The 18,885-nt window shown below is 71.6% G+C and carries 15 protein-coding genes and 2 tRNA genes; 4 read left to right on the forward strand and 13 right to left on the reverse strand.

Translation table 11 applies throughout. The features are described from left to right. Positions 1 to 68: 68 nt before the first annotated feature. Positions 69 to 1,937, reverse strand: a complete 1,869-nt coding sequence (gene lepA, locus ACH45E_RS33730; RefSeq protein ID WP_361451051.1) for a translation elongation factor 4 — start codon at positions 1,935 to 1,937, stop codon at positions 69 to 71. A gap of 220 nt (positions 1,938 to 2,157) precedes the next feature. Between lepA and rpsT the strand changes: the two genes are divergently transcribed. Continuing rightward, positions 2,158 to 2,424, forward strand: coding sequence for a 30S ribosomal protein S20 (gene rpsT, locus ACH45E_RS33735; protein ID WP_361451054.1), 267 nt, complete (start codon positions 2,158 to 2,160; stop codon positions 2,422 to 2,424). Between the two features lie 195 nt (positions 2,425 to 2,619). Here the strand turns inward: rpsT and holA are convergent, their stop codons facing one another. The 8 genes from holA to leuS form a co-directional block, all read right to left on the reverse strand. Next, positions 2,620 to 3,609, reverse strand: a complete 990-nt coding sequence (gene holA, locus ACH45E_RS33740; protein ID WP_361451056.1) for a DNA polymerase III subunit delta — start codon at positions 3,607 to 3,609, stop codon at positions 2,620 to 2,622. A 51-nt stretch (positions 3,610 to 3,660) separates the two neighbouring features. Beyond that, positions 3,661 to 3,906, reverse strand: a complete 246-nt coding sequence (locus ACH45E_RS33745; protein ID WP_361451059.1) for a hypothetical protein — start codon at positions 3,904 to 3,906, stop codon at positions 3,661 to 3,663. Positions 3,907 to 3,910: 4 nt separating this feature from the next. After that, on the reverse strand, positions 3,911 to 4,756 hold the full coding sequence (locus tag ACH45E_RS33750) for an arylamine N-acetyltransferase (RefSeq protein ID WP_361451062.1): 846 nt from the start codon (positions 4,754 to 4,756) through the stop codon (positions 3,911 to 3,913). A 4-nt stretch (positions 4,757 to 4,760) separates the two neighbouring features. Further along, positions 4,761 to 7,349: a ComEC/Rec2 family competence protein gene (locus tag ACH45E_RS33755; RefSeq protein ID WP_361451065.1), complete on the reverse strand. Its 2,589-nt coding sequence runs from the start codon at positions 7,347 to 7,349 to the stop codon at positions 4,761 to 4,763. Then, complete coding sequence (locus ACH45E_RS33760) at positions 7,346 to 8,449, reverse strand: ComEA family DNA-binding protein (protein ID WP_361451068.1); 1,104 nt, start codon at positions 8,447 to 8,449, stop codon at positions 7,346 to 7,348. Before ACH45E_RS33760 ends, ACH45E_RS33755 begins: the two co-directional genes overlap by 4 nt. A 114-nt stretch (positions 8,450 to 8,563) precedes the next feature. Next, entirely contained in the window at positions 8,564 to 9,409 is an 846-nt protein-coding gene (locus ACH45E_RS33765) for a DegV family protein (RefSeq protein WP_361451071.1), read from the reverse strand. A gap of 72 nt (positions 9,410 to 9,481) precedes the next feature. Continuing rightward, the gene (locus ACH45E_RS33770) at positions 9,482 to 10,216 is read right to left on the reverse strand and encodes a hypothetical protein (protein WP_361451073.1); all 735 of its coding nucleotides are present in this window, start codon (positions 10,214 to 10,216) and stop codon (positions 9,482 to 9,484) included. Between the two features lie 119 nt (positions 10,217 to 10,335). Further along, the gene (gene leuS, locus ACH45E_RS33775) at positions 10,336 to 13,224 is read right to left on the reverse strand and encodes a leucine--tRNA ligase (protein WP_361451076.1); all 2,889 of its coding nucleotides are present in this window, start codon (positions 13,222 to 13,224) and stop codon (positions 10,336 to 10,338) included. A gap of 406 nt (positions 13,225 to 13,630) precedes the next feature. Here leuS and ACH45E_RS33780 point away from each other — a divergent pair, with 406 nt between their 5' ends. Together ACH45E_RS33780 and ACH45E_RS33785 are read left to right on the forward strand one after the other, a co-directional pair. Further along, a complete protein-coding gene (locus tag ACH45E_RS33780) occupies positions 13,631 to 14,965 on the forward strand; it encodes a cytochrome b/b6 domain-containing protein (RefSeq protein ID WP_361451079.1) in 1,335 nt (444 codons plus the stop codon). After that, positions 14,962 to 16,575: an NADH-ubiquinone oxidoreductase-F iron-sulfur binding region domain-containing protein gene (locus ACH45E_RS33785; RefSeq protein WP_361451082.1), complete on the forward strand. Its 1,614-nt coding sequence runs from the start codon at positions 14,962 to 14,964 to the stop codon at positions 16,573 to 16,575. The genes ACH45E_RS33780 and ACH45E_RS33785 overlap by 4 nt, the downstream gene beginning before the upstream one ends. A gap of 148 nt (positions 16,576 to 16,723) precedes the next feature. Here the strand turns inward: ACH45E_RS33785 and ACH45E_RS33790 are convergent. Beyond that, positions 16,724 to 16,796, reverse strand: a tRNA-Ala gene (locus tag ACH45E_RS33790). 114 nt (positions 16,797 to 16,910) lie between these two features. Between ACH45E_RS33790 and ACH45E_RS33795 the strand changes: the two genes are divergently transcribed. Next, positions 16,911 to 18,140, forward strand: coding sequence for a glycosyltransferase 87 family protein (locus ACH45E_RS33795; RefSeq protein WP_361451085.1), 1,230 nt, complete (start codon positions 16,911 to 16,913; stop codon positions 18,138 to 18,140). Here ACH45E_RS33795 and ACH45E_RS33800 read toward each other — a convergent pair. The 3 genes from ACH45E_RS33800 to ACH45E_RS33810 form a co-directional block, all read right to left on the reverse strand. Then, positions 18,119 to 18,352: a hypothetical protein gene (locus ACH45E_RS33800; RefSeq protein ID WP_019523121.1), complete on the reverse strand. Its 234-nt coding sequence runs from the start codon at positions 18,350 to 18,352 to the stop codon at positions 18,119 to 18,121. The genes ACH45E_RS33795 and ACH45E_RS33800 overlap by 22 nt on opposite strands. 3 nt (positions 18,353 to 18,355) lie before the next feature. Further along, positions 18,356 to 18,529 (reverse strand): hypothetical protein, encoded by a 174-nt coding sequence (locus ACH45E_RS33805; protein ID WP_361451088.1) that lies wholly within the window; start codon positions 18,527 to 18,529, stop codon positions 18,356 to 18,358. A gap of 257 nt (positions 18,530 to 18,786) precedes the next feature. Next, a tRNA-Ala gene (locus tag ACH45E_RS33810) sits at positions 18,787 to 18,859 on the reverse strand. Between the last annotated feature and the right edge of the window lie 26 nt (positions 18,860 to 18,885).

Here is an 18,885-nt window from a genome sequence, read left to right on the forward strand (position 1 = left end):
CGCCGCACTTTCGCACGACGAGCCCCTCTTGCACCCGATTTGCGGACGCCACCTCTTATTACCGGTGGTTACTTCTTGCCCTTGGCCGACCCCGCGCTGTCATCGCTGGAGAGGACCGCGATGAAGGCCTCCTGCGGAACCTCCACGGAACCCACCATCTTCATCCGCTTCTTGCCTTCCTTCTGCTTCTCCAGCAGCTTCCGCTTGCGGGAGATGTCACCGCCGTAGCACTTGGCGAGGACGTCCTTGCGGATGGCGCGGATGGTCTCGCGGGCGATGACCCGGGAGCCGATGGCGGCCTGCACGGGGACCTCGAAGGCCTGCCGCGGGATCAGCTCCTTGAGCTTGGCCACGAGCCGCACGCCGTACGCGTACGCCTGGTCACGGTGTGTGATGGCGGAGAAGGCGTCCACCTTGTCACCGTGCAGCAGGATGTCGACCTTGACGAGCTGGGAGGTCTGCTCACCCGTGGGCTCGTAGTCGAGGGAGGCGTAGCCGCGCGTCTTGGACTTCAGCTGGTCGAAGAAGTCGAAGACGATCTCGGCGAGCGGGAGGGTGTAACGGATCTCGACCCGGTCCTCGGAGAGGTAGTCCATGCCGAGGAGGGTGCCTCGCCGGGTCTGGCACAGCTCCATGATCGACCCGATGAACTCGCTCGGCGCCAGGATGGTGGCCCGCACGACCGGCTCGTACACCTCGCTGAGCTTCCCCTCGGGGAACTCGCTCGGGTTGGTGACGGTGTGCTCGGTGCCGTCCTCCATGAGTACGCGGTAGACCACGTTCGGGGCGGTGGCGATCAGGTCGAGCCCGAACTCGCGCTCCAGCCGCTCACGGATCACGTCGAGGTGCAGCAGGCCCAGGAAGCCGACGCGGAAACCGAAGCCGAGTGCGGCGGAGGTCTCCGGCTCGTAGACGAGCGCGGCGTCGTTGAGCTGGAGCTTGTCGAGGGCCTCGCGCAGCTCGGGGTAGTCGGATCCGTCCAGCGGATACAGCCCCGAGAAGACCATCGGCTTGGGGTCCTTGTAGCCGCCGAGGGGCTCCGTGGCGCCCTTGGCCTGGCTGGTGACGGTGTCACCGACCTTGGACTGGCGGACGTCCTTCACACCGGTGATCAGATAGCCCACCTCGCCGACGCCGAGGCCGTCCGCCGGGAGCATCTCGGGCGAGTTGGTGCCGATCTCCAGCAGCTCGTGGGTGGCGCCGGTGGACATCATCCTGATGCGCTCGCGCTTGTTGAGCTGCCCGTCGATGACACGGACGTACGTCACGACACCGCGGTAGGAGTCGTAGACCGAGTCGAAGATCATGGCGCGCGCGGGGGCGTCCTTGACGCCGACCGGGGCGGGGAACTCGGCCACGACCTTGTCGAGCAGCGCCTCCACGCCGAGGCCGGTCTTGGCGGAGACCTTGAGCACGTCGTCGGGGTCGCAGCCGACGAGGTTGGCGAGCTCCTCGGCGAACTTCTCCGGCTGGGCGGCCGGCAGGTCGATCTTGTTGAGCACCGGGATGATGGTGAGGTCGTTCTCCATCGCCAGATACAGGTTGGCGAGGGTCTGCGCCTCGATGCCCTGGGCGGCGTCCACGAGGAGGACGGTCCCCTCGCAGGCGGCGAGCGACCGCGAGACCTCGTAGGTGAAGTCGACGTGCCCCGGCGTGTCGATCATGTTGAGGATGTGCGTGTTGCCTGGGTCGTGGGTGGGAGCCCACGGCAGGCGCACCGCCTGGGACTTGATCGTGATACCGCGCTCACGCTCGATGTCCATCCGGTCGAGGTACTGAGCACGCATCTGCCGCTGCTCGACCACACCGGTCAGCTGGAGCATCCGGTCGGCGAGTGTGGACTTGCCGTGGTCGATGTGCGCGATGATGCAGAAATTGCGGATCAGCGCCGGGTCGGTACGGCTCGGCTCGGGCACATGGTTAGGGGTCGCGGGCACGCAGGGTCCTGTCTCTTGAGGCGCCTTATGCCTCGGGTCGGATCGATACGTAGCCTCCATGGTCCCACGGGTGGGGACCGACGACGGGTTTGGGCCACTCGGTGGGCCGCTGGTAGGCTGGGTGGCTGTGTCTCATGCCCTCTCTGCTTGAGGCACGACCCAAGAAATCACCGGTACGGGACCCGTGCGGCCCCGTGCCAGAACCTGAAAAGGCTCATTCGTGGCGAACATCAAGTCCCAGATCAAGCGGATCAAGACCAACGAGAAGGCCCGGCTGCGCAACAAGGCCGTCAAGTCTTCCCTGAAGACCGCGATCCGCAAGGCCCGTGAGGCCGCTGCCGCGGGTGACGTCGAGAAGGCCACCGAGTACCAGCGCGCTGCCGCGCGTCAGCTCGACAAGGCCGTCTCGAAGGGCGTCATCCACAAGAACCAGGCCGCCAACAAGAAGTCGGCGCTGTCCAACAAGGTCGCGTCCCTCAAGGGCTGAACCTCTTCGTTGATCTGATCGCCGGAAGGACCCAGGGCGGGCCCTCTCTCATCCGCTCCCGACCGGCACCCCAGGATCCGCGCGCGGCCTGCGTTCGCCACGCGGGCGCGGATCCGACCGTCTGAACCGAAGGCCCCGCCGCTCACCCTTCCCCAGGGTCAGCGGCGGGGCCTTCGGCCTGTCCGGTCGGGCGTCCTACCCGCGTCCCCGGGACCGGGCCGCCCGTGCGATCGTCACGACCGCCTTCTCCAGGGCGTACTCCGGATCGTCCCCGCCGCCCTTCACGCCCGCGTCCGCCTCGGCCACGGCCCGCATGGCGACCGCGACCCCGTCCGGCGTCCACCCCCGCATCTGCTGCCGCACCCGGTCGATCTTCCAGGGCGGCATGCCCAGCTCCCGGGCGAGATCGGCGGGGCGGCCACCGCGCGCCGACGACAGCTTCCCGATGGCCCGTACGCCCTGGGCCAGCGCGCTGGTGATCAGCACCGGCGCCACCCCCGTCGCCAGCGACCACCTGAGCGCCTCCAGGGCTTCCGCCGTGCGCCCCTCGACCGCCCGGTCCGCGACCGTGAAGCTGGAGGCCTCGGCCCGCCCGGTGTAGTACCGCCCGACGACGGCCTCGTCGATCGTCCCCTCGACGTCGGCGACGAGCTGCGACACCGCCGACGCCAGCTCCCGCAGGTCGCTCCCGATCGCGTCCACCAGCGCCTGGCACGCCTCGGGCGTGGCCGACCGCCCGAACCCGCGGAACTCCCCGCGCACGAACGCCAGCCGGTCCGCCGGCTTGGTCATCTTCGGGCACGCCACCTCGCGCGCCCCCGCCTTGCGCGCGGCGTCGAGCAGTCCCTTGCCCTTCGCTCCGCCCGCGTGCAGCAGCACGAGGGTGATCTCCTCGGCGGGCGACCCGAGATACGCCTTCACGTCCTTGACCGTGTCGGCCGACAGGTCCTGCGCGTTGCGTACGACCACCACCTTGCGCTCCGCGAAGAGCGACGGGCTGGTCAGCTCGGCGAGCGTGCCCGGCTGCAACTGGTCCGGGGTCAGGTCCCGCACGTCCGTGTCGGCGTCGGCGGCCCTGGCGGCGGCCACCACCTCCTGCACGGCACGGTCGAGCAGGAGGTCCTCCTGGCCCACGGCAAGGGTCACCGGGGCGAGAGGGTCGTCATTCGCAGTCTTCCTGGCCATCGCGACAAGCATCCCACGCGCCACTGACAAAGCCGCGACTCCTGCCCCGGCCTACGGCTCCTCGCGCCAGCCGTCCCACTCGCCGGCCAGCGCGTCCAGTTCCTCCGCGGCCAGCCGCTCCTCCTCGTCCCGCAGGACGACGAGCCACTGCGCGTCCTCGGCATCGTCCTCACCGGCCAGCGCGTCCCGCACCAGCTGCGGCTCCTCCTTGACGCCGAACCGCTGCCCGAGCGCCTCAGCCACCTCTTCCGCGGCATCCCGGTCGGGCAGCACCAGCACATGTCTCACATCGCTCACGGCGTCATTCTCCGCGACCCGCCACCGGCGCCCGCACGGCGGGCACTCCGGGTACTCCGGGCACTCCCACGGTCGGCACGGTGGCCCGCTCGATCCCGAACCGCTCCCGGTACACCGCGAGCACCTCCTCGTCCGAGTCCAGTTCCCGCACCTCACGCGTCCCGTCAGGGGCCGTCACCGTCCAGCTGCGGCCGCTCAGGGTGATCCGCCCTCCGTCCTCCGTGACCCGCGAGCACACCAGGGACCGCGTGAAGTGCGACCGCGGCGAGGTGCTGTGCCACCAGGCACCGGCGGCGAAGTCGCCGAGCACCCGGGGCCGCGTCTCCAGACGGTACTGAGGTGCGCCGTCCCGCACGACGTCCAGGTCCGTGGCCGCGTCCGGCCCGGCCGCCTCGATCCGGAACGTGCCGCCGGGATCCCGCTGCTCGCCCCGCTCCCCCAGCTTCAGCGGATAGTGGCTGTGCGCCCCGAAACCGACGTCGGCGAGCCATTCACCGCCGTCCGCCGTCCGCACCCGCAGCGCCAGATGGTCGTACGGGATCCCCAGCCGGCCCTCGTCCCCGTACACCCGGCCCGCGAGCAGCTCGACGTCGAAGCCCAGCGCGGTGAGCAACGCCCCGAAGGCACCGTTGAGTTCGTAGCAGAACCCGCCCCGCCGCGCGCCCACCAGCTTGTCCAGGAGCCGTTCCTCCTCCAGCACGATCTCCTCTCCGAGGTGCACGGACAGGTTCTCGAAGGGCACGGTCCGAAGATGGGCGAGATGCAGTTCGCGCAGTGCTTCGGCGGTGGGCCGCGCCGGGTGTGCGGCCCCGAGGCGGCGGAGGTAGGCGTCGGCCTGTGCGGAGTTCATGCCCTCAGTCTCTCGCCACCCGCACCTCCCCGTCCGCCCCGCCGGTCCCCCCGACCGCCAGCGCCCCGTCCCGGTCCGTGCGCAGCACCACCGCGCCCTCGTCCCGCAGCGCCCGCACGGTGCCGGGCGCCGGGTGGCCGTACGGGTTGTCCGCGCCGCAGCTGATGAGCGCGACGCGCGGCGCCACCAGGCGTATCAGGTCCGGGTCCTGGTAGGCCGACCCGTGGTGGGCGACCTTGAGGACGTCGACGCGGCCCAGCCCGGCCGCCGCCGGTGATCCCAACAACGCCCGCTGGGACGGGGGTTCGAGATCCCCGAGGAGCAGCAGCCGCAGCCCGGCCGACCGGACGAGCAGCGCCACGCTGGCGTCGTTGGGCCCGTCCGGCTCCCCGGCGGCCGGGCGGGGCGGCGGCCAGAGCACCTGCCAGGACAGCGGTCCCGTCCGCCGCTGCTCCCCGGCCACCGCGTGGGTGAGGGGGATGTTCCGTCCGGCCGCCTCCCTCCGTACGAACTCGGCCTGGTCTGCGGGCTCTTCGAAGCCCGTCGTCTCGATCCCGCCGACCGACCGCCCGCGCAGCACCCCGGGCAGTCCCGCGACATGGTCGGCGTGGAAGTGCGTCAGCACGACCAGGGGGATCCGGGTGATGCCCAGCTGCCGCAGACAGTGGTCCACCAGCGCCGGATCAGGACCCGCGTCCACCACCACCCCGGCGCCGCCGCCCGCCGCGAGCACCGTCGCGTCGCCCTGCCCCACATCGCACATCGCCAGCCGCCAGCCGGGCGGCGGCCAGCCGGTGATCACCCGGGTCAGCGGCGGCGGGCGCACCACGGCGAGCAGGAGCAGCAGCCCGCAGACACCGCACCACCAGGGGTGCCGCACCAGCCGCCGCCCCAGGAGCCCGACGGCCACCGTGACGACGGCGAGCAGCAGCGCCCCGGCCCAGCTGCCCGGCCAGTCGACTCCCCCGCCGGGGAGCCCGGCCCCGCACCGGGCCACGCCCGCGATCCATCCGGCCGGCCAACCCGCGAGCCAGGCGAGGGCCTTCGCCACGGGCATCGCCACCGGCGCGGTCGCCAGCGCCGCGAAGCCCAGTACCGTGGCCGGGGCGACCGCGAACTCCGCGAGCAGATTGCACGGCACCGCCACGAGGCTCACCCGCGCCGACAGCACGGCGACGACCGGCGCGCACACGGCCTGCGCGGCGGCAGCGGCGGCCAGCGCCTCGGCGAGCCGCGGCGGCACCCGGCGCCGCAGCAGCGCCGCGCCGAAACGGGGCGCGAGCGTCAGCAGGGCGCCGGTGGCCAGCACGGAGAGCAGGAAGCCGTAGCTGCGGGCCAGCCACGGGTCGTACAGGACCAGCAGCAGGACGGCCGTCGCCAGCGCCGGCACCAGCGATCTGCGGCGCCCCGTCGCCAGGGCGAGCAGGGCGACGGCGCCGCAGGCCGCGGCTCGCAGCACGCTCGGGTCCGGCCGGCACACGACGACGAAGCCGAGCGTGAGCGCCGCCGCGAGCAGTGCGGTCGCCCGCAGGGAAAGGCCGAGGCGCGGCGCCACTCCACGGCGTTCGGCGCGCTGGGCCAGTCCGGGCGGCCCGAGGAGCAGGGCGAGCAGGATGGTCAGGTTGCTGCCGGAGACCGCGAGGGTGTGCGCCAGGTCCGTCTCCTTGAAGGCCTCGTCCAGCTCGGGCGTGATCCGCGAGGTGTCGCCGACGACCAGCCCGGGCAGCAGCGCCCGTGCGTCGCCCGGCAGCCCGTCGGTCGCTTCGCGCAGCCCGGCCCGCAGCCGCCCCGCCAGGCGCTGCGGTCCGTTCGGACTTCCCACGACCTCCGGCGCCTGTCCGGCCCGCACCCGCAGCAGGGCCGCGCTCCGCTCGCCGCTCGCCGGCTCCGGTGCCAGCCGCCCGTTCACCCGGAGCCGTGTCGAGGGCAGCAGGGCGAGCCAGGCCGCCTGCGGTCCCGTCGCGCGCTCCTCGGGAACTCCGCGAGGGCCCGGTCTGCCCGCGTCGACGACCACCAGGACGGGGGTCCGGGTCGTCGTCGCCGTCCCGTCGGCCTCCTCGACGCGCCGCACCTCGGCCCGGACCAGCACGGCGACCGGGGCGGCATGATCGCCTGTGACCCGGGGTCTGCTGAGCCAGGGATCGGAGCCGACCTCGATTTCGGCGGTCACCGTGGCGTGCCGCCGGGCCAGCGCGGGCACCGGTCCGCGTCGCAGGTCCGCCCCGTGCAGCCCGGCGGAGGCGGCGGACGCGGCGACGCAGAGGAGTGCCGCGGCGACCGTGACGCGTGGCCGGGCGACCGACGGGGGCGGGGCCCCGGTCCACCGCCCGTACAGCAGGATCACCGCCGTGATCAGGCAGCCGATCACGAGGCCGGCGGTCCGGCCCGGCGGGATGTCCAGCGTGAGCGCCGCCGTCCCCCAGGCCGCGAGCGCCGGCGGGACCAGGCGGAGGTCCGTCGGTGCCTCCTGCCGGGGGTGTGCGGCGCCCAGTCGCTTCCCGGAGGCGGCGTGCACGGTCCGGCGGGCGGCGGGACGCTCGGGGTGTCCGCTGTCGGGCAAGGGCGTCGGCGGGGCGTGCGGGGCCGGGCTCATGGCCGCACCAGGTTCCTGAGGTCGGCGAAGCGCCGGTCGCCGATGCCGTTGACCTGGCGCAGTTCGTCGACCGAGCGGAAGCCGCCGTGCCGGGTCCGGTAGTCGATGATGTGCTGGGCGAGCACGGGGCCGACGCCGGGCAGGGTGTCGAACTGGTCCGCGGTGGCCGTGTTCAGGGAGACCGGTGCCGAGGGTCCGGCTCCCGCCGTCGTGCCTGTCGCACCGGAACCCGTCCCGGTGTCTGGTGCGGGGCCCGGTGCCGGTGCGGGGCCGCCCACGACGACCTGCTCGCCGTCCACGAGGAAGCGGGCCCGGTTGAGTCCCTCGGTGCTGGTGCCCGGGCGTACCCCGCCCGCGGCGCGCAGCGCGTCGGCGACCCGTGAGCCGGCCGGCAGACGGTGGATTCCGGGGTCGCGGACCTTGCCGCTGACGTCGACCACGATCTCGGCCCCGGTGCCCGTGGCAGCGGCGGCGGCGCTGTTGGGGGCGGTCCGCGTGTCCTGCGCGTGGCCGCCGCCCCCTCCCGGTTCCGTCTCCTTCTGGTGCGCGTACGGGGCCTCGGCCCGCACCACCTGCGGTGCGCTGACGGACTCGGTGCGGCCGGCCCAGAAGTGCTGCGCGGCGAACACCGTGGCGACGGCCAGCGGCACCGTGAGCGCGAGCACGCCCCGCCGCTGAAGACCGCAGCGGGCCTGCAACCACACCGGCATCCGCTCCCGCAGCGCGAGCCCGGCCCGCTCCCGCCAGTCGGGGCTCACCGGCTCGTCGTCCGATCCGGTCTCCACGGGGTCCGCGGACGCGACGGCCGGCGCGGTGCTCATCCGCGGCGCGGTGCTGATCCCCGGCGCCGTGCCCACCCCGCTCGCCGTACCCGCTCGCGGCCCCGGTGGGGGCCCGTGTCCCGACTCCTGTGGTCGGCGGGCACCTTCGGCGAAGAGCAGTTCCGCTCGGCGGCGCAGTTCTTCCGCCGGTGCGTGGCGGTGCCGGGCGGGTGGACGGCCGGCGAGGGGACGGCGGTGCCGGATGCGGCTGTCGGAAGCGGGGGCGCGGCCGGGGCCGCTGGTCGCGGGCGCTGTGCGTGAGCGTGATCGAAGTGCCATGCGACGAGGATCCGACATCCCGTCACTTCGCGATGATCTTGCTCGATTTCCGTGGAGAACGGGCGGGTTGTGGAAAACCGCGCCCCCCGTACGAGCGATGCGGCTGACAGCGGGTCAGCGCGGCGAGACCACGGCTCCCAGCAGCCCCGGACCGGTGTGCGCCCCGATCACCGCGCCGATCTCGCTCACGTGGAGGTCGGCCAGCCCAGGTACCCGTGCCCGGAGCCGGTCGGCGAGGGCCGCGGCACGCTCGGGGGCGGCGAGGTGGTGCACGGCGATGTCGACCTCGGCGCTGCCCGCCCGGTCGGCCGCGATCTCCTCGAGGCGGGCGATCGCCTTCGACGCCGTCCGTACCTTCTCGAGGAGTTCGATGCGACCGCCGTCCAGTTCCAGCAGCGGCTTGACGGCGAGCGCGGAGCCCAGCAGGGCCTGCGCGGCGCCGATCCGGCCGCCCCGGCGCAGATAGTCGAGGGTGTCGACGTAGAAGTAGGCGGAGGTGCCCGCGGCCCGTTTCTCCGCCGCGGTGACGGCCTCGTCCACGGTGCCGCCCGCTTCCGCCGTCTCGGCCGCGGCGAGGGCGCAGAAGCCGAGGGCCATCGCGACCATGCCGGTGTCCACCACCCGCACCGGCACCGGCGCCTCGCGGGCCGCGACGACCGCGGCGTCGTACGTGCCCGACAGCTCGGCGGAGAGGTGGAGGGAGACGATGCCGGTCGCGCCGGACTCGGCGACCTTGCGGTAGGTCTCCGCGAACACCTGGGGGCTGGGGCGCGAGGTGGTGACGGGGCGCCGTTTCTGGAGGGCTTGGGCCAGGGAGCGGGTGGAGATGTCGGTGCCCTCTTCGAGCGCCTGGTCGCCGAGGACCACGGTCAGGGGTACCGCGGTGATGCCGTGGCGCTCCATCGTCCGCTGCGGCAGGTAGGCCGTTGAATCGGTGACGATAGCGACATGGCGGGACATGAGCTGGAGGTTACCTGTCGTAGCGCTCGGGCGGCAGGCCGCCCCCTGTGACCTGGGCCGGGGCCGACCGGATCAAGTCGTGCTCTCCGGGCGGGTCTTCTTCTGCCATGCGTATGTCTGGCGTCGGCCGGGCGGGGTGAGGGACGGCCGGACCGGTTCTTCGGCGGCGTCGGGCCGAGGGGGCTCCGGCCAGGTCTGCTGAGCCGTCCGGTCGCCGTCGGCCGGGGCGTCGGGCCACGGCCGCGGCGCGGACGAGGGCTCCGCATGCGTCCAGTGCCGCAGCGCGCCCGTTTCGACGTCGATCTGGGCACTCAGTGTGTCGAGGTCGTCGTCGGCGAAGCGGTGGGCCCGGTCGCGGACGGCCCAGCGCAGGGAGTCCGCGGACCGGGTGATGCGCTCGGTGCGGGTGCGCAGCTCGGGCAGCCGCTCGGCGAGTGTGGCGCGGTCGGGCTCGGATTCCAGGCGCCTGAGTTCGTCGTCCAGTTCGCGCCCGTGCACGCTGAGCCGCTCGAAGAGGCCGAGGGACTCCCGCAGCGACTCGTCCTCGACGGCGCCGGCCTGCAACGCGTCCTGGGTGGCGCGCATCGAGGTGCGCAGGCTGAGCCGGAGCTGCGCTATTTCGCCGACCGGGCCGGGCTGGGCGAAGGACTTGGCGCGCAGTGTGTGGTCCTCGACCGTGCGGCGGGCCTGGGTGATCGTACGGTCGACGCCGCGCTTGGCGGCGCCGATCACCTTGACCGTGGCGTAGGCGCCGAGGACGACGAACAGCAGGAAGAGCAGGGCGAAGACTGCGATGACGGCTTCCACGGCGCTCCTCCTCCGGCTTCGCGCGGCGAGCACCGCGCTGCTCTCCACGGTAAACGCTACGGGCAGGCCAGGGGTTCCGGAAAAACCCCGAACCTGCCCGTAGGGGACTACCCCGAGCGTTACGCCGGAACGATGTTCACCAGCTTCGGCGCCCGCACGATCACCTTGCGGATCCCGGCGCCGTCCAGCGCGGCGACGACCTTCTCGTCGGCCAGCGCCGCCTTCTCCAGCTCCTCGTCGGAGATGGACGGCGGCACCTCCAGGCGGGCCTTGACCTTGCCCTTGATCTGCACGACGCAGGTCACGGTCTCGTCGACGACGTACCGCGGGTCGGCGACCGGGAAGTCCTGGTGGACGACCGAGCCGGTGTGGCCCAGGCGGCCCCACAGCTCCTCGGCGACGTGCGGGGCCAGCGGGGCGACCAGCAGCACCAGCGGCTCGGCGACCGAGCGGGGCACGGCCACGCCCGCCTTGGTCAGGTGGTTGTTCAGCTCGGTGACCTTGGCGATGGCGGTGTTGAACCGCAGGCCCTCCAGGTCCTGGCTGACGCCGTCGATCGCCTTGTGCAGGGCGCGCAGCGTCTCCTCGTCGATGTCGGCGTCCTCGACGTCGGTGACGGTGACCTCACCGGTGGCCTCGTCGACGATGTTGCGCCACAGCCGCTGCAGCAGCCGGAACTGGCCGACCACCGCGCGCGTGTCCCACGGCCGGGAGACGTCCAGCGGGCCCATCGCCATCTCGTACAGGCGCAGGGTGTCGGCGCCGTACTCGGCGCAGATCTCGTCCGGAGTGACCGCGTTCTTCAGGGACTTGCCCATCTTGCCCAGCAGCCGGGAGACCTTCTCGCCCTGGTGGTAGTACGCGCCGTCGCGCTCCTCCACCTCGGCGGCCGGCACCGCGATGCCACGGCTGTCGCGGTAGACGTAGGCCTGGATCATGCCCTGGTTGAACAGCTTGTGGAACGGCTCCGCGGACGAGACGTGGCCCAGGTCGTACAGCACCTTGGACCAGAAGCGGGCGTACAGCAGGTGCAGCACGGCATGCTCGGCGCCGCCGACGTACAGGTCGACGCCGCCGTGCGGCTGGCCCTCGCGCGGGCCCATCCAGTACTGCTCGATCTCGGGGTCGACCAGCTGCCGCTCGTTGTGCGGGTCCAGGTAGCGCAGTTCGTACCAGCAGGAACCGGCCCAGTTGGGCATGGTGTTGGTCTCACGCCGGTACTTCTTCGGTCCGTCGCCCAGGTCCAGGGTGACGTTGACCCACTCCTCGTTGCGCGACAGCGGCGTCTCGGGCTGGGTGTCGGCGTCGTCCGGGTCGAAGGTGCGCGGGCTGTAGTCCTCGACCTCGGGCAGTTCCAGCGGCAGCATCGACTCGGGCAGGGCGTGGGCGGTGCCGTCCTCGTCGTAGACGATCGGGAAGGGCTCGCCCCAGTAGCGCTGGCGGCTGAACAGCCAGTCGCGCAGCCGGAAGTTGACGGTGCCCTCGCCGGTGCCCTCGCGCTCCAGCCATGCGGTGATGCGTGCCTTGGCGTCGACGACGGTCAGGCCGTCCAGCGAGATCTCGTCGTTCGACGAGTTGATGATCTTCGCGTCGTACGACGCGAAGGCGTTCTCCCAGGTCGAGGTGTCGGTGCCGCGGCCGTCGGTCGGCTCGACGATGCAGTGGACCGGCAGCTCGAAGGCGCGCGCGAACTCGAAGTCGCGCTGGTCGCCCGCAGGGACGGCCATGATCGCGCCGGTGCCGTAGCCCATCAGGACGTAGTCGGCGATGAAGACGGGCACCTTCTCGCCGTTGACCGGGTTGGTGGCGTACGCGCCGATGAAGACGCCGGTCTTGTCCTTGGCCTCGGCCTGCCGCTCGACGTCGGACTTCGAGGCGGCCTGCGCGCGGTACGCGGCGACGGCCTCGGCCGGGGTCGCGTGGCCGCCGGTCCACACCTGGTGGGTGCCCTCCGGCCAGGCGGCCGGGGTGAACTTCTCGACCAGCGGGTGCTCGGGGGCCAGCACCATGTAGGTCGCGCCGAACAGCGTGTCCGGGCGCGTGGTGAAGACCGTGATGCGCTCGCCGTCGATCGGGAAGTCGACGCGGGCGCCCTCGGACCGGCCGATCCAGTTGCGCTGCTGCAGCTTGATGGCCTCGGGCCAGTCCAGTGCCTCCAGGTCGTCCAGCAGCCGGTCGGCGTAGGCGGTGATCCGCATGTTCCACTGGCGCAGCTTGGCCTTGAAGACCGGGTAGTTGCCGCGCTCGGAGCGGCCGTCCGCGGTGACCTCCTCGTTGGCCAGCACGGTGCCCAGGCCCGGGCACCAGTTGACGGGCGCGTCGGAGGCGTAGGCCAGGCGGAACTCGCCCAGGACGTCGGCGCGCTCCGCGGCGGTCAGCCGGTCCCAGGAGCGCCCGCCGGGCACGGCGCGCTCACCGGACTCGAACTGGGCGATCAGCCGGCTGATCGGGCGGGCCTTCCCGGCCTCGTCGTCGTACCAGGAGTTGAAGATCTGCAGGAAGATCCACTGGGTCCACTTGTAGTAGTCCGGGTCGATCGTGGCGAACGACCGGCGCTTGTCGTGGCCCAGGCCCAGCCGGCGCAGCTGGGCCTTCATGTTCTCCATGTTGGCTTCGGTGGACACGCGCGGGTGCGTGCCGGTCTGCACGGCGTACTGCTCGGCGGGCAGGCCGAAGGCGTCGAAGCCCAGGGTGTGCAGGACGTTGTGGCCGGTCATCCGCTGGAAGCGGGCGTATACATCGGTGGCGATGTATCCCAGGGGATGGCCGACGTGGAGGCCCGCACCCGAGGGATATGGGAACATGTCCATGATGAACTTCTTGGGCCGCGCCACCACCTCGGGGTCGCCGGCCAGGTCACCCCTCGGGTTCGGCGCCGCGTACGTGCCGTCGGCGTCCCAGAAGTCCTGCCAGCGTGCCTCGATCTCGGCGGCCAGGGCCGCCGTGTAGCGGTGCGGCGCGGCCTCCGCCGAGACGGCAGCGGCGGCAGCGGGGTTCGTCTCGCTCATGATCTTCAAAGCTCCATCGATCGTCTCTGCCTGCGGGCTGTGACATTCAAAGAAATGAAAAATCCCCTCACACAGGAGGGGACGCCGCGCCGATGCCGACCCGGCTCTCGCCGCCGGTCGGGACTGATCAGCGCGGCCCGCTAAGCAGAAGGCGTACGGCACGCATGGCGTTAGGGTACCGCAGGCTCTGAGCAAGCCGCGACGCGCTTGCGTATGTATAGGTGACAACGACAGTCACTGAACCAAAGTCAAGGATTAATCACGCACAACCGCCACAAAGGGACATCGCAGCGGCCAGATGATCCTTTGATAACAACGCAATAACTCAAACCTCGTACTGATCGGTATGGCGCCATTTACAGTTCGGCAGCGGGACCGCTTTCCCGAACCGCTCGGAGTTGCCCCCATGAACGCTCGTGTTAGTACCAGCTCGCTCCCCAAGCCAGGCCGGTCGGCCTACGGGGTGGCGACGGCTGTCGTCCTGCTGCTCATACCCGTGGTGGTGCTGTCCGGAGGGCACTGGCTACAGGACTTCCTGAACTTCGGCGCGGGCGTCCTGTCGCTCGTCAGCCTCACCTGCTCGGTGATCTGGGGCCTGGTGACCCAGGACCGGATCTTCCTGAACACCCGCCAGCGGATCGTCTCCCAGGCCATCCACCGGGTGCTCGCCATCGCCTCGATCGCGTTCCTCCTGGTGCACGTCACCATCAAGCTGGCACTGTCCCACACCGTCCTGATCGCCGCGCTGATCCCCTTCAGCACGGGCGTGTCGGGCAGCGGCGCGCTCATCGGCCTCGGTTCCCTGGCCGGCCTGCTCATGATCTTCGTGGGCATCACCGGCGCGCTGCGCAACCAGTTCGCCGCCCCCGCACCGGTCGCGGCACGCTGGCGCGCGATGCACATGCTGGCCTACCCGGCCCTGTGCGCCGCGCTGATCCACGGCCTGTTCGCGGGACGCGCGGCGAAGCCGTTCTTCATGATCTCGTACGAGCTGTGCCTGCTCGGCATCATGGCGGCCCTCGCCCTGCGCGCCGCGCCGCGCACGTTCAAGCGCAGGGTCGCCGACCAGCTCGCCGGGATCCTGGGCAGCGCCGAGCGGCCGGAACTCGACGACCTGGACGCCAGCCGGGCCAGGATGACGGACACGGGATCCTTCGGGACGGGCTCGTCCCCGATTCCGGGCTTCGGAAAGCAGGCGGGGGCGGGGTTCGGCGACACCGGTTCCTTCCCGCGCGCGGGGGCACCCTCGGCACCGATGTACGACACGGGCTCGCAGCCCACCATGGCCGGGGAGCCCGCGTCCGGATTCGCGGCCGCCTACCGGGCCGTCTCGACGCCCGGACAGCCCCAGCAGCCCTTCGCGGCCGGCCAGACCGCACGCATGGACATGCCGATGGACATGCAGGCGACGGAGACGTTCTCGCGCGTGGACAACGCGTCCAGCACCTCGGGCACCTGGCCGGTCCCGTCCCCGCCGCCGGTCGGCGAGGCACCCCCGTCGGCCTACGACCCGCTCGCGGACACCGGGTACAACAACATCCCGAATTACAACAATCCGGGCGCCGGCGGGTACGGCGGAAGTGATGTGTACAACACGGGTGAGACGAACGCCCGCTACGGCACGTACAACTCGAACAACACGTACAACAGCGGTCCCGCCAACGAACCAGCACCCGGTGCGTCCTTCGACTCGCCGGGATCGGGCGAACCTTGGAACACGCCTTCCGGAGGCTATAGGTGAACGAGGCCCTCCCCGACGTACCAGAAGTCCGCGTGGTCGGGCTTCCTCAGCTCACGTCGGGTTTCGACCTTGTCGAAAGGCTCGATCTGCCCATGCACCTGAAGGTGCATGGGCCGCTCGAGCCGTTGGGCGGCGAGCAGCTCGCGCAGCTCTCCGAAGCCATCAATCTCAAGGGCCGCGGCGGCGCGGGCTTCCCCTTCCACAAGAAGCTGCGCTCGGTCGCCGAAGCGGCGATCAAGCGCGGCGTCCGGCCGGTCGTCGTCGTCAACGGCAGCGAGGACGAACCGGCCTGCCGCAAGGACACGGTGCTCATCAACCGTGCCCCGCACCTGATCCTGGACGGCGCCCTGCTGTGCGCGGAGGCGCTGGGCGCCCGCACGCTCGTGATCGGGGTCACCCGTGAGTCCACGCAGCGCTCCATGGAGGCCGCGCTCGACGAACGCGGCCTGAACAACGGCCGCCGTTCGGCGCTGAAGGCGTTCGTACAGCGCAACCCGATCCGCATGGTCACCGGCGCCGCCGCGTCGCTGATCCGCTCCATCGACGGCGGCCCGGCGATCCCGCCCGGACGCAAGACCAGCGCCTCGCAGAACGGTGTCGGCGGCGCGCCCACGCTGCTGTCGAACGCCGAGACGTTCGCCCAGCTGGCGATCGCCGCCCGCATCGGCCCGGAGCGCTACGGCAACACCGGTCTGTACGACGAGCCGGGCACCGTCATGCTCACGGTCTCCGGCGCGGTCGCCCGCCCCATGGTGATCGAGGTCCCCACCGGCGTGCCGCTGCGCTACGTCCTTCAGCTGGCCGGCGCCCCGCCGGTCCCGCAGGGCGTGCTGACCGGCGGCTACCACGGCAAGTGGATCGACGCGGCGACGGTCAACGAGGCGGTCGTCTCCCGCAACTCCCTGGACGCGGTGGGCGGTGCGCTGGGCGCCGGCGCGATCCTGCCGATCAGTCAGGACACCTGCCCGCTGGGCGAGTCGCTGCGGGTGGCGCAGTGGCTGGCGGAGGAGAGCGCGGGACAGTGCGGTCCCTGCTACCTCGGTCTGCCGGCCGCCGCGCGCGGCATGGAGGACATCCTCAACGGCGGCGGCCCGGCCGCCCTGGAGGCCCTCAAGCAGGTCGCCAAGAACGTCAAGCGGCGCGGCGCGTGCTCGCACCCGGACGGCTCCGCGATGTTCCTGGAGTCGACGATCAAGGCGTTCACCGACGACCTGGCGGCGCACGTCCTCGGGAACGGCTGCGGACGGCGCGTGGAAGGCGTTCTGCCGCTCTTCGAGGACGGCAAGATGCCGGTGGGCATCCCGGGCGGCGGAGAGCCCGAGGACAACAGTCCCGGCAGCCGTCAGAAGATCTACGTCGACTGGACACTGTGCCGGGGCCACGGACTGTGCGCGGACATCCTCCCGGAGGTCTTCGAACTCGGTGCGGACGGCTTTCCGACGGTGGCGCAGGCGAAGGTGCCGCGCTATGCCGAGGCCAAGGCTCTACGCGCGGTGCGCCGCTGCCCGGCGCTCGCCCTGCGCATCGAGGAGGACACCCGCGGGCAGGCCCCGGCCCGCAACCTGCCGGTCCTCTCCCAGGGCCGCGGACGCCGCGCTCTGGGCCGCTGAGCAGTCGTACGGCGGGCCACCCGGATCTCGGGTGGCCCGCCGTACGACTGCCGTCGCACCGAAAGCCGCAGAACACCGGAGAACGACGGAGACGCCGGAGAACGCCGAAGGCGGATCACTCGACCGAGTGATCCGCCTTCGACTTCTGTGGAGCTAAGGAGAATTGAACTCCTGACCTCCTGCATGCCATGCAGGCGCTCTACCAACTGAGCTATAGCCCCTTGTTCTCGCTCCGCTCGGTTTCCCTGGCGGCGACGCCAACATTACACGGTCGCAGGGGTACAGCACCAAATCGTTTCCGTTCTGGTCCGATACGGGCGCTAATGTCGGCCTTCGTGACTGCGCTCGCCTCCACCGGAACCCGCCGCCGTGTCCCGACCGCCCTGGGGGCGTGCCTGTTGTCCTTCACGGCGTTCTGGATCGCGCAGCGGGCCGCGCACGTGTCGATGGTCGACCTGTTGGTGTACCGCGCGGAGGGGGCGACCGTCCGCGCGGGCGGCGACCTGTACGCGCTGCGGGTGACGGCCGCGCAGCTGCCCACCACCTACCCGCCGTTCGCGGCCCTGCTCTTCACGCCGCTGACGCTCCTGGACACCGGGCTCCTGCGCACGCTGGCGACAGCCGGGAACCTCGCGCTGCTGGTGGTGTTCGTACGGCTGTCGCTGCGACTCGTGGGCCACGCGCGCGTGGAGGCGGCCTGGTGGGTCGCGGCGGGGGCCGTGTGGTGCGAGCCGGTGTGGACGACGCTGCGCTACGGGCAGGTCAATCTGCTGCTCGCCGTCCTGGTGCTGTGGGACCTGTCCCGCCGGCCCGGGGCCCGCTGGGCGGGGGTGGGTGTGGGGCTGGCCACCGCGGTGAAGCTGACGCCCGCGCTGTTCGCGGTGTTCCTGCTGGCCGCCGGTGCCGTGGCACGGCTCAGGGGCGGCCGCGGCGGGCCCTGGCTGCGGCACGCGCGCGGGGCGGCAGCGGTGTTCGCCGGGGCCACGCTGCTGGCGGCGGCCGTCCTGCCGGGCGACTCGTGGCGGTTCTGGACCAGCATGGTGTTCCGCACGAGCCGGGTGGGCCACGCCGAGGAGACCGCGAACCAGGCGCTGCGCGGCGTTCTCGCGCGGCTGCTGCACACACCGGCCCCGGGAGCCGTCTGGGTCGCCACGGCGGCCCTGGTGGCCCTGCTGGGGCTGGCGGCGGCGGTCTCGGCGGAACTGAGCGGCCGGCGCGCGTGGGCGGTGGCCGCGTGCGCGGTGACCGCGCTGCTGATCAGCCCCGTGTCGTGGTCGCACCACTGGGTGTGGTGCGTACCACTCGCACTGCTGCTGTGGACGCACGGACACCGCGCGGGCGCCGCGGCCGCCACGCTGGTCTTCTGCTCGTACGCGCTGTGGTGGGTGCCGCACGGGCCCAAGCGGCCCGAATTGCACCAGGGCTGTCCGGAGTTGGTGCTGTCGGCGCTCTACGCGGGGGCCGCACTGGTGTTCCTGGTGTTCGCCGGACACCGTTGCCGCGGCCCGGCGGGGATCAGGCCACCCGCGGGGATCAGGCGGGATCAGGCCGTGACGAACGAATAGAACCGCTTGAGGGTGCAGTGCTCCTCGAGGAGCCGGCCGTAGATCGGCTCGCCCTCCAGCTCACGGTACGTCTCGATCGGGTCGCCTTTTATGATCAGCGCCCGCGCGCATTCCTCGCACCAGTACTGGTAGTCGGGATTGAGCGGCTCCATGTCACGGACGATGGGGGTACCGCTCCCGCACCAGTCGCACTTCCGCCTGTGTGCACCCATCGATCAGCTCCAGCTGTGGCCGCAGGCCGTGCACACGTAGGAAACCCCGCCGTTGTCGCCGAGGACTTGGGCCACATGACCGGAACCGCAGGAAGGGCAGCTGAGCCGGGTGGCCGTGTCCCGTATCACCGCCGCTTCGAGGAGGTGGTCGACCTCCTCGAGGATGCTCGCAGGCATCGCTACTCCTCCCGTCGGGCCGCGCCCCCTTCCGGCCGTTTGATTCTGCCACGGCCGGACCAATACGGTCAGCGACGCCTCAGTACCAGTCCGGACACAGCGCCCACCGCTGCCGTGCCGGACCGGCGCCCACGCACACTGAAAGCGCCTTCACAGAGGTATACGCCTCCAGGACCCCAAGTGACTCAAGCCGGTTCAGGAACAGTGGGGGGAGCACAGAAAATCCCGCCCCTTGGAGGGACGGGATCTTCGAACTGTGGAGCTAAGGAGAATTGAACTCCTGACCTCCTGCATGCCATGCAGGCGCTCTACCAACTGAGCTATAGCCCCTTGTTCTCGCTCCGCTCGGCGGGGCG

This window comes from Streptomyces sp. NPDC020299, from assembly GCF_044387825.1.
Lineage (GTDB): Bacteria > Actinomycetota > Actinomycetes > Streptomycetales > Streptomycetaceae > Streptomyces.